8 protein-coding genes and 1 tRNA gene are annotated in these 11,024 nt (G+C 42.6%); 4 read left to right on the top strand and 5 right to left on the bottom strand.

The features are described from left to right. Positions 1 to 84: 84 nt before the first annotated feature. Both KL866_RS19455 and KL866_RS19450 read left to right on the top strand, forming a co-directional pair. Positions 85 to 1,107 carry an MBL fold metallo-hydrolase gene (locus tag KL866_RS19455; protein ID WP_251140192.1) on the top strand — a complete coding sequence of 341 codons (1,023 nt, stop codon included), beginning with the start codon at positions 85 to 87 and terminating at the stop codon, positions 1,105 to 1,107. 225 nt (positions 1,108 to 1,332) lie between these two features. Continuing rightward, entirely contained in the window at positions 1,333 to 3,267 is a 1,935-nt protein-coding gene (locus tag KL866_RS19450) for an EAL domain-containing protein (RefSeq protein WP_214996590.1), read from the top strand. Between the two features lie 103 nt (positions 3,268 to 3,370). Here KL866_RS19450 and KL866_RS19445 read toward each other — a convergent pair whose 3' ends face one another. The 4 genes from KL866_RS19445 to KL866_RS19430 all read right to left on the bottom strand — a co-directional run bounded on the left by KL866_RS19445 (position 3,371) and on the right by KL866_RS19430 (position 7,270). Continuing rightward, positions 3,371 to 5,095, bottom strand: a complete 1,725-nt coding sequence (locus KL866_RS19445; protein WP_214996588.1) for an EAL domain-containing protein — start codon at positions 5,093 to 5,095, stop codon at positions 3,371 to 3,373. A gap of 212 nt (positions 5,096 to 5,307) precedes the next feature. Beyond that, positions 5,308 to 5,384, bottom strand: a tRNA-Val gene (locus KL866_RS19440). Between the two features lie 160 nt (positions 5,385 to 5,544). Beyond that, the gene (locus KL866_RS19435) at positions 5,545 to 6,621 is read right to left on the bottom strand and encodes a patatin-like phospholipase family protein (protein WP_025254816.1); all 1,077 of its coding nucleotides are present in this window, start codon (positions 6,619 to 6,621) and stop codon (positions 5,545 to 5,547) included. 220 nt (positions 6,622 to 6,841) lie between these two features. Next, positions 6,842 to 7,270, bottom strand: coding sequence for a MarR family winged helix-turn-helix transcriptional regulator (locus tag KL866_RS19430; protein ID WP_025254815.1), 429 nt, complete (start codon positions 7,268 to 7,270; stop codon positions 6,842 to 6,844). 392 nt (positions 7,271 to 7,662) lie between these two features. Here KL866_RS19430 and hmgA point away from each other — a divergent pair, with 392 nt between their 5' ends. Next, positions 7,663 to 8,958, top strand: coding sequence for a homogentisate 1,2-dioxygenase (gene hmgA / locus KL866_RS19425; protein WP_214996586.1), 1,296 nt, complete (start codon positions 7,663 to 7,665; stop codon positions 8,956 to 8,958). A 292-nt stretch (positions 8,959 to 9,250) separates the two neighbouring features. Then, complete coding sequence (gene hppD / locus KL866_RS19420) at positions 9,251 to 10,324, top strand: 4-hydroxyphenylpyruvate dioxygenase (protein WP_025254813.1); 1,074 nt, start codon at positions 9,251 to 9,253, stop codon at positions 10,322 to 10,324. Positions 10,325 to 10,439: 115 nt separating this feature from the next. Here the strand turns inward: hppD and KL866_RS19415 are convergent, their stop codons facing one another. Next, the gene (locus KL866_RS19415) at positions 10,440 to 10,805 is read right to left on the bottom strand and encodes a VOC family protein (protein WP_214996584.1); all 366 of its coding nucleotides are present in this window, start codon (positions 10,803 to 10,805) and stop codon (positions 10,440 to 10,442) included. Positions 10,806 to 11,024: the final 219 nt, after the last annotated feature.

The following is an 11,024-nucleotide window of genomic DNA, read 5'->3' as shown; positions in this document are numbered from 1 at the left end:
ACACTGTATAGTTTACATATGTAAAATTAAAGGTGAGGTATGCCTGTTTTTAATCCCAGCCGCTTTCTTTTTGGAGTTTTATTTATGACATCTTTCTGTGGTTCTTCAAGTACGTTTGCTGCAAACGCATCAAAAACCGAGAAATTCACTAATACCCATATTGAATACAAAATGACATGGCGAGATATGTGGAAAGTAACCAAGGCGTATCTTCGTGATAATAGAGACGCCGCAGTGCCATCATTTGATATTCCAGTATCGGAGCTCACGCCGCAAATGCTTGAAGCAATAACAGAAGATAGCGTGATAAAACTTGGCCACTCCACTACCCTATTAAAACTATCCGAGCGCTATCTATTGATCGATCCTGTTTTTAGTGAGCGTGCTTCACCCGTTCAATGGATAGGCCCCAAACGCTTCCATAAAACGCCTATTTCACTTGAAGCTTTGCCTAATTTAGATGCCGTTATTATAAGTCACGATCACTACGACCATTTAGATAAAGGCAGTATCGATATACTAAAACATAAGGTCGACGTTTTCATCACACCGCTTAAAGTAGGAAATCATTTACGCGAATGGGGTGTCGATGCTCAAAAAATTGTAGAGCTTAATTGGTGGCAAAGTACAAAAGTAGGCGGCATTGAAATAGTGGCTACGCCTTCTCAGCACTTTTCGGGACGTGGTTTGTTTGATAAAAATGAAACCCTTTGGGCAAGCTGGGTTCTCAAGTCATCAAATACCAGGGTATTTTATAGCGGTGATTCGGGTTATTTCGACGGCTTTAAAGCAATAGGAGAAACGTACGGCCCGTTTGACTTGTCGATGATTGAAACCGGCGCCTATAACGAACTTTGGTCTGACATTCACATGCTTCCACATGAAAGCCTACAAGCGCATATTGATGTTAAAGCCAATGTGATGATGCCTGTGCACAACAGTACCTTTGATTTAGCGCTGCACAATTGGAATGAGCCTTTATCTAGAATTACAGACCTTACAGGTGCTAAGGGAATCCCCACCAGCATTCCAGTTTTCGGCGAAATAGTGCCTGTTAAACATGCAGGAGAAGCACCTAACAAGTTGTGGTGGCTTGACAACAGATAAAAGGTAACGACGATTTAGAAGCTTTTTTTACTACTCGCTTAACTTTATGTTTTACTATACATTTATGCTTACATTGTATAATTAGCACTCACACATTCTGTGAGCTACAATTACGCCATGTGACTTTTACTCTCGGTAAACTTCACTGTGAATCGCTTTACATGTAAGCGCATGCGATTTTTAGCAAAACACTAATTTCTCAAGTTAAGGGGATAACTGCCAGTAATGAAGCTATCTAGTCGAACTAATTTGGGTATTGTCGCCCTCTTGTTTTTAGCATTTACTGCATTATCTGTAGCCGAATTGCATGGATTACAATCGAAGACGTCTGAGGCGGTAGCGCTACAAGCTGAAAAAAGCGCGGTAATTTATAAAAAAGCGGTTAGTCAACTTACCTCTTTGTCCGGTCAGGCAGAGGAGATAATACTTAGTACTTTGCTGGAAAGTGCAATAGCGCAACCCTATATCTCAACGGCTGCTATTATTGACGCAAACGGTAATGAAGTGGCTAAAAAAGGTGCAGCAACTAATAGCATTCTACCGTCATGGTATTCGCTGATAGACTCAAACCCTAATTTCGATAAGCAGGTATCTTTAGGTAATAGTGAGAACAAGCTCGTACTCACGTCAAATAAGCAAAAGAGTGCCTCTGATTTTATTGCCGTTTTAATTAAAAACATCGCGACATTTTTAGTTCTAGTGGTGCTTGCTTCAATTCTCGTAGTTTTCGTAAATCGACAAATAAAACGCCCTGTCGACGATACCGTTAAAAAGCTCAACGAAATTGGCAGTCATAATTTTACCTCCCCTGAACTTACTACGTCTAGCGAAGAATTTTCTCCTCTTGCAGAAGCCGCAAACTCCCTTGCAACCACGTTGGCTTCAAAGTTCGATGAGCTTAAACGTCAATCTGAGCTATTCAAAAAAGAAGCCAGCAAAGATTCACTTACTATGTTGGCCAACAGAGGCGCTTTCGAACGCCATATGCGCGCCCTATTGAACGAGAACGCGACCTCACAAGAAAAAGAACTCATTATTGTAAGGCTAGCCCAACTTGGCAATATTAATACCAAATTAGGTATGGTGCCTGGCGACAGCTATGTAAAAGCGATTGCAAATATACTTGTTGAAGAAACTAAAAATAACAACAACATTCGCTTTGTATTTAGACTATCTGGCGGAGATTTTGCGCTAATTAGTGAAGCAATGGAGAGTGCTACCCGAGAACTTATCCTGACGAACATTGCAACACAATGTGCTAACGTCTCTCCTTTAAGGGATGGCACGAAAGCAACCTACATGGGTATAACCCGCTTTGTAGGCAGTATGACAATGCAGCAAATAATGGAAAGTGTGGATAGCGCACTTATCGCTGCAATGAAAACACAAAACGGATGGCAATTGGCATCAGAAATATCGAGAGTTCACAGTAATACCCAATGGCGTGAACGACTCAACTATATTGTGTCACAACAGTATGCCGATATTATGATTCAGCCGGTAATGAGCATAGACCAAAATATACCCGCTTACTATGAAACATCAGGCCGATTTAAGGACAAGGATACAAACGACGTTATTCCTATGGGTCAGCTTATTCCGGCTTCTGAGCGACTTGACCTTATTCCGCAGGTAGACAAGCTTGTTACCACTATTGTACTGAAAAAGTTAGAGGTAACCTCCCAACAGGTTGCGGTAAACTTAAGCATAGCGTCAATTGCGAATGCTGAATTCAGAGACTGGTTGGTAAAAGAAATTTCGAAGCGAAAAACGTTAAGCACAAGGCTTTATTTCGAAATTGAAGATGCTGCGTTAATTCAGCAAAGGGAGGCTGCAGAGTCGCTATGCCGTCAGTTAATCCACCTTGGCTGCAAAATAACCATTGAGCGTTTTGGCGATAACTTTGCCTCACTCTCTGGTCTTCGTGCGATACAACCGCAGTTTGTTAAACTATCCGGTAGATTGACGCAAGGTATTCATACTAATAAAGACAACCAATTGTTTGTGTCGAGCCTTGTTAGTATAGCGAAAAGCCTAAACATAAAAATTATCGCGGAAATGGTGGAAAACGAAGCAGAATCAGTGGCATTGAACAAGTTAGGTGTAGATCATCAGCAAGGCTACTATTTTGCGAAACCTGCACTTTGGAACGTGTATTAACGTTGAAATACGTGAGCGATATGGGCGGGTTTTATACTTCACATACGTTTTGGTGTTACTAAAGAATTCAGACAAGAGGCGATTTAGCGCCTCTTTAGTAAAGTTATTGTTGCTTCTTAAGAAAATCCTCAATAGCGTTTGCACTAATGGGTTTTGAGTACAGGAAACCTTGTACAAATTCTACGTTTAACGATTTACAGTAGTTCGACTGACTTTTCGTTTCTACCCCTTCCACAACTATCTTTAAATCAAGTTTGTGGCCTACGTTAACAATGGCTTCCATTAATGCGCTATCGTAAGCATGCTCTGGGGCGCCCTTTAAAAAGGAGCGATCAATTTTTAAATGGCTCACCGGAAATTGTTTCAAATAACTCAGCGAGGAGTACCCAGTGCCAAAATCATCAATCGATATCTCTACCCCTAAATCTCGCTGTGCACGAAGATTTTCCAGAAGTGTTGTATCTGACTTGATTAATACGTTCTCTGTAAGTTCAAGGCCAATATCTTCAGGCGACAACCCATATTGGTTTCGCAAAGCTGTTAAACGCTCAAAGTAGACACTCTTTTCTAGCTCTTTGCCTGATACGTTTATATCGATACGCACTTCCAAGCCTGTTCGTTTCCATGCTTGAGATTGCTGACACGCTTTATCTAACACCCAACTCCCTATGTCATCTATAAGCTCACTGCGCTCTGCTATAGGTATGAATACGTTTGGCGGCACGGCCCGTGTTTCATCTTTTGGGCACCATCTTAGCAATGCTTCACAAGACGCAATTTTTCCTGTTTTTACATCTATTTGAGGTTGATATACTAGCTCAAATTCGTTGTTTTTTATTGATTCGCGCAAGTAAGCTGCAATGCTTCTTTGTTCGCGAAGACGCTGACTTAACGCATTTGTGAAAAAGTGATAGCGGTTGCGCCCTTCCGCTTTCGCTTGGTACATAGCGGCGTCTGCGTGCTTTAATAAATCGTCTATGACATTACCGTCCCTTGGGTACATACTAATGCCAATACTCGATGTAATATGAACATTTTCAGAATTAAGCGCAAAACTCTCTTTAAAACAGTCGGAAAACATTTTTGCGATTTCTTCACACTTGTTTTCGCACGTTACATGGTTGGCAACATAAACAAATTCATCGCCACCAAATCTAGCTAACACCCCATTAGTGCTGTCCGTGCAAGTAGCTAAACGCTTTGCTACCGACTTAAGAAGTTCATCGCCCCAAGTATGTCCTAAGGTATCATTCACTTCTTTGAACAAATCTAGGTCAATAAAGAACAGAGCAAAGCCTGATTTAGAGGAGGTCGCATTGTCGATGGCTGTAGTTAAAAATTGCTCTAGTATGCGTCTATTGGGTAAATTCGTTAGCAAATCAGTAGACGCCATTCGCTCTAGCTCTTTACGAATCTCGTGCTGCTCGCTTAAGTCAATATCGACACAGTACATTTCGGGTGAGTCCGTACCCTGCTTTAACATTACGTGCGATGAAAAAACATGAATAGGTTGACCACCTTTTTTTTTCAACACTAGTTCATTGGAGGGAATGGGCTCACCGAAATCGATCCAACGCTGATGGAATTCAATAACGTCATCTCTCATAAAGCTAGGAATTATTAGGTCCTCAAGCTTCTGACCTAATGCTTCGCTCTCGTTGTAGCCGTACATATCCTCGCTGGATTTATTCCAATAAATCACGTTTCGCTGCTTATCATACCCCTGTACCGATACTTTTGGTAAAGCACTAATAAGCTGCAGGAACCGCCTCTCGGCTGTACCATGTTGTGCAAACAACAAGGGCTCTTGATGTTTCTGTAGGCTCATTGTACTCCCGCGCATACTACTGGGTTGAAAGCATTTAAAAAAGACAGTTAGCTCTACATCATTGTAGTCTAAAATAAGAAACTACAAGAAGTTAAAAGACGAAATACACTAAAACCGCTATAACCGTACGGGATTGACCAATAGCATTTGTTTCACACGCGTTAGAGAGACTATTTGGATGTTTCAAAAAATGAAATTTGATTGAAATAAAATGGTGCGTCTACCCTGATTCGAACAGGGGACCTCTACCATGTCAAGGTAGCGCTCTAACCAACTGAGCTATAGACGCATGTAGAACTGTGTTGCACCTTTGAGGTGGGCGAATGCCGGACAACGGCGCGTATAATACTTAGCATAGACGCCACCTGCAAGAAAAACTTATTAAAAGAAGGTTCAAGTGACTAATTTGACAGCAATTAGCCATTTACTTAACGATTAGCTGTTCCATTTTATATCATGTTAAATGGAAGTGGCTTGATAGCGTCCACTAAGGTTCCGTCCTTTACAGCACGCATAAAGTATTCACCCAGCCTGTCGGTTTCCTTCAATACCGTTTGCCAGTATTTAATGCGCGTGTCTGCATCGAGCACTTCAAAATCTTTTCTGTCTGGAATTTTGCTGTAAGGCAAGTTCGCTACGAAGGATGCTGAAGGTACTAACATCACCACATTATCGTAGCTTGAACTATGGGGTACCCTGCCCTTTAAACCTTTATCGAACCAGCCAGGTATCGGCTTATCATAAAAATGTGGATACAGCACTAAGCCGTCATCAGGTCCAAACGACAGGTCAAAGTGGTAGTCGATAATACCGCCGTCGCGATACATACCTACAGGTGCACCTTCAATTTCCGGAACGCCTTCAATCACAATAGGAATAGAACCCGATGCAAGTAGTGCTGTGTGTATATTTCCCTGTGTTAGATCATGGTATTTCGTAGGAAGCTGATATGGGTCGTTAATAGAAAAGTCCGTATTCGGGGTAGAAAAAACATAGCGGGTGTATAAGCGCGACAAATTTTTGCGATTTACAGTGTTAGCCGCTGCGCTCATGGCTAAGCCCGAAAGCTGCCTGAATTTACTTTCAAAACGGGTCGCCCCTAAACACTTCGCAACAATAAGATGGGCCTTGAAACGGGAGTTGGACAGCACTTCTTGCTTGCCTGCCTCGTTTACCATTTCGGTCAACAAGTCTTCGGCTTTAGCTGTAATTTCTCGAGGCGTTGGCTTGTTACTGCTATAAGTAGTGGTTGAATATGATGAAGCTAAGCGGTTTATGGCAGCTAATGGGTCGTTTTGAACAGCGCAAATTGCACGAAACGCTCCTGCAGATGAACCTATAACATGTATTTGATGCTCAACGTTGGCAAACCATTCGGGAAATAGCACGCGGTCTAAGCCCGCAAGTGAAAACCACTTAGGGCCGCCAGATGCCCCTAAAAAATACCTGAACAACTCTGGTGTGAACCCGTTCTTCATTATGGTTTCACGTGCTTTTTTACCTGCGTATATGTCTAGGGGTGCCACTCAATTTCCTTGCTAATTTTTTAAATGAAGCTTTAGTACAAACAATGATTAATAGCGATTGTTGAATTTTTATAAGGTAACAAGGCATGGTGAATAAACGCCAAAGCTGTACCATTTGATTTGTTCAGAGGAATTTAACAGTTAAGGGGGTAAAAGTAACCTTTATGGCGAGAAGCACACGCCTGCTCAGACCAGAGCTACTAACGACTTCACCCGAATTTTAAGGCCTGAGCGCATCTATCACTTTTAGAAATATTTGGTACTCATCATCAGTGATATTTTCCAGTCGCTTATTCTGCCAGCAAACGATTTTAGGTAATAAAGCTCGGTAAATTGCCTTTCCTTCCATCGACAGTGAAATGAGGGTAGCGCGCTTGTCATCTTCACAGGAACGCTTATGGATAGCGTCTCGTTTCACCAGGCGCTCTAGCGCTCGTGATACTTGAACCTTATCAAGACGCGTTGCTGCAGCGAGTTCTTTTGCGGTTAGCGGCGATTTTGACGAACTATCTTCGGTCGCTCCTAACGTAGCTAGAATACGCCACTCTGGCACGGTAAGCTTATACTCAGCATATTCGTTTGCAAGCGACTCACTTAGATCACTTGCTAGCATAGCAACCTTATAGGCAAGCATGTCTTCTAGCTTCATGTACTAGGTCCTTGTTACTACGTTTACTATCAGTTTTTTAATCGTGTTGCTGTGCTTAACTCCTTGTATGCGTAACGCTTCAACTACCAAGGGCTATTGTCTGCAGCCAGCACACGAATGTTCTATGTCGTTTTATTTAAGCCATGCACTATCAGCACAACAAGTAGCATGCTTTACGGCTACACAATAAAAATGCTCTTGCTTTAGAATATCACCAAGAGTGTAAAGCTAGCGTACCAATAAATGCTCTGGTTCTATGTCACCTGCCTAGCCCTTAACATTGATTTACATTCCATTTACCTCTAGCCTAAACCACATAGTTTCATTTGTAACTACTTTGTTCATCAGATGTCGAACTGAGCTTAAAACTGTGACCGCTTAAAAGAGGGTATATGGATAACTTGTCTTATTTAACAGGCTTTAACAACGAGCACGAAACTGAAGCACTGCCGGGCGCGCTTCCTAGAGGTCAGTTCAGCCCACAGAAAGTGAATTACAAGCTGTATGCTGAACAGTTTAGCAGCACTGCATTTACCGCTCCCCGAGCAGAAAATCGTCGTAGCTGGACTTATCGCCTACGTCCGTCTATTGCTATGGGTGACTTTCATAAAATTGACAATGGTTTAGTAAGAACGGCCCCAGATACTGATGTTTATTGCCCTCCCAATGTACTTAGATGGGACCCAGTTCCCCTCCCTGAAAAAGACATTGATTTTGTAGACTCGCTTGTCACCATTGCAACAAATGGCGACGCTAAGGCACAAGTTGGTATGGGCATACACTGCTACAGTGCCAATGCAAACATGCAGAACCGTGTCTTTTATTCGTCTGACGGTGAAATGCTGATTGTCCCCCAGCTCGGCGATATGCTTATTACTACTGAATTTGGAAAGCTCAATTTATCAGTAGGCGAAATAGCAGTTATCCCTCGAGGCGTCCGTTTTGCAGTAACCCCTATTAGCGGGCCAATTCGAGGATATATATGTGAAAACTATGGTCACCCGCTTGTGCTGCCGGAGCGCGGTCCTGTTGGCGCGAATGGTTATGCTAACCAGCGTGACTTTTGCTACCCCACGGCTTGGTTTGAAGACAACGAAACACCCCACATAATGGTAAACAAATTCTGCGGAAACTTGTTTGAAGCAAAGCTGGATCATTCGCCTTTTGATGTGGTGGCCTGGGTGGGTAACTCTGCCCCTTACAAGTACGACCTGTCTCGTTTTAATGTGATGAACACCGTAAGTTTTGACCATCCTGACCCGTCTATTTTCACCGTACTTACCTCACCGTCTGAATTAGAGGGTACAGCCAACGTGGACTTCGTAATTTTCCCGCCGCGGTGGATGGTTGCCGAAAATACCTTTCGCCCTCCGTACTACCACAGAAATATTATGAGCGAGTTTATGGGGCTTATTGAGGGAATGTACGATGCCAAAGAGCATGGGTTTGTACCGGGCGGCATGAGCCTTCATAATTGCATGACCCCCCATGGACCAGAAGCCGAAGTCTTTGAAAAAGCGTCTAACGCTGAACTAGCGCCACAGCATTACGAAAACACGCTGGCATTTATGTTTGAGTCTCGTTATGCCATTGCACCCACTGAATTTGCTTTAAACAGCGACATTCGTCAACAGCACTATCTAGCGTGCTGGAAAGGCCTCAAAAAGTATTACAATGGCGAAAAGTAAGCGGTGCGAGGTTGGCAACAATATTCATACTGATATCTGTACTTGCGGTTGTATTGATTTGTGAACACTAGAAACACCTACCAACATTGTTTAATAGCACTATATTTCAGAAGCTTAGGGTAAGTTTAACTGCCCTATTTTACCTTAGTGTTCACAAGTGAAAACTAAACGTTACAGCTTTTCTTTCCATCAGAAAAATACACAAACCCGCCGCCTATTGCTTGCTTTTTCACTGCTCCATTACAATTAAGCAACAATTATAAAATATGATTTACGTTGAGGATGTATCGCTATGGCTGATTTATTTGAAAACCCTATTGGTTTGGATGGGTTTGAATTTTTAGAATTCACTGCGCCGGAAAAAGGCATGCTGGAGCCTATCTTTGAAGCGATGGGCTTTACCCTTGTTGCACGTCACAAATCTAAAGATGTTGAGCTATGGCGTCAGGGCGACATCAACCTGTTGAGTAACTACGAAAAAAACTGCCATGCTGATTATTATGCTGAAGAGCACGGCCCATCAGCATGTGGCATGGCTTTTCGTGTAAAAGACTCACAGCACGCTTACAAAGAAGTACTTGCTCGCGGTGCCCAGCCTATGGACACACACACAGGTCCAATGGAATTGAAACTTCCTGCAATCAAAGGCATTGGCGGCGCCATGTTGTATCTTATAGACCGCTACGAAGGCGAGAACACCATTTATGACATCGACTTCAACTGGATTGAAGGTGTTGACCGCCATCCGCAAGGGTGTGGTTTCCATACGCTTGATCACCTTACACATAACGTATATCGCGGGCGCATGAATTTTTGGGCAGGATTCTACGAAAAGCTATTTAACTTCAGAGAAATCCGTTATTTCGATATTAAAGGCGAATACACTGGCCTGTTATCGAAAGCGATGACAGCGCCAGACGGTAAAATTCGTATACCGTTAAATGAAGAAGCCGTTGGCGGAGGCGGCCAAATTGAAGAATTTTTGATGAAGTACAACGGTGAGGGTATTCAGCATATTGCTTTTGCCTGTGACGATTTGGTCGCGTGCTTAGATAAACTCAAAGCAAAAGGCATGAAGTTTATGACGCCTCCGCCAAATACGTATTATCAAATGCTTGAAGAGCGTCTTCCGGGTCACGGCGAAAACGTAGATGAGCTTCAAAAGCGTGGTATTTTACTTGATGGTACTACTGAGAATGGTGAACCTCGCTTATTGCTTCAGATTTTCTCTGAAACGGTATTCGGTCCAGTATTCTTTGAATTTATTCAACGCAAGCAAGATGAAGGTTTCGGAGAGGGCAACTTCAAAGCGCTATTTGAATCGATTGAGCGGGATCAAGTTAACCGTGGCGCATTAAATAAGTAAGCACTCAAGCAAACTATCAATGAAGGCAGCGAGTACCCATTACGTGGCCCCTACACGCTGCCTTTATTGCTTTTTCGTGACTTACCCTAAATAGCATTGATATCTATTTTAACGATTAGTCTTGCCCTTTTTCATATAGCGCGCATGCTGCACCGCTTGGGTCGACAATAACACAGAAGCTATCTTTTCCATGATGTCGTATGTCACCCGCCTGCTTTCCGCCCTTTAACGTTACTTCTTTCAAAGCAGCTTCAAGATTTTCTACGGTAAAGTAATTTATCCACCCGCTTGGATAGTGCGCATTTACGCCACGCTTATGGCAAATACCACCCACTGGCGTACCGTTACCCTTCATCATGACATAATCGCTATAGTCCCCCATATCTATGGGTTCTTTCTTCCAACCCATTACAGCCTCATAAAAGCTGACAAGTTCATCCGCATTTTCTACGGTAATATCGCACCATGAAGAATCTGACATTATCTTTCTCTCTTTTTCGTAAAGGTAATAAGTAAGGGCTCTTTATTGCGTTAACGCTTGGACATTAGTTAGGAGCTACGCGACCTTTTCACACCAAGTAAAAACTTGATGAGTAATGTTACAACTATCGACTGTAATGCCATGCGTAATATTTGTTAACTAATAGATCATTCCAATTTACTAGTAGTTAAAAACAAAATACTTCACGAACTATGATCT

The organism is Alteromonas sp. ALT199, assembly GCF_018619335.1.
In the GTDB taxonomy this organism is placed as follows: Bacteria; Pseudomonadota; Gammaproteobacteria; order Enterobacterales; family Alteromonadaceae; genus Alteromonas.
The sequence above is the reverse complement of the archived record's forward strand: the minus strand, read 5'-3'. Positions and strand labels throughout refer to the sequence as shown.

What these genes read in the sequence shown, in the direction of transcription:
- KL866_RS19455 (WP_251140192.1), top strand. Translation starts at nt 85, where the DNA reads ATGACATCTTTCTGTGGTTCTTCAAGTACGTTTGCTGCAAACGCATCA.
- KL866_RS19450 (WP_214996590.1), top strand. Translation starts at nt 1,333, where the DNA reads ATGAAGCTATCTAGTCGAACTAATTTGGGTATTGTCGCCCTCTTGTTT.
- KL866_RS19445 (WP_214996588.1), bottom strand. Translation starts at nt 5,095, where the DNA reads ATGAGCCTACAGAAACATCAAGAGCCCTTGTTGTTTGCACAACATGGT.
- KL866_RS19430 (WP_025254815.1), bottom strand. Translation starts at nt 7,270, where the DNA reads ATGAAGCTAGAAGACATGCTTGCCTATAAGGTTGCTATGCTAGCAAGT.
- hmgA (WP_214996586.1), top strand. Translation starts at nt 7,663, where the DNA reads ATGGATAACTTGTCTTATTTAACAGGCTTTAACAACGAGCACGAAACT.
- hppD (WP_025254813.1), top strand. Translation starts at nt 9,251, where the DNA reads ATGGCTGATTTATTTGAAAACCCTATTGGTTTGGATGGGTTTGAATTT.
- KL866_RS19415 (WP_214996584.1), bottom strand. Translation starts at nt 10,805, where the DNA reads ATGTCAGATTCTTCATGGTGCGATATTACCGTAGAAAATGCGGATGAA.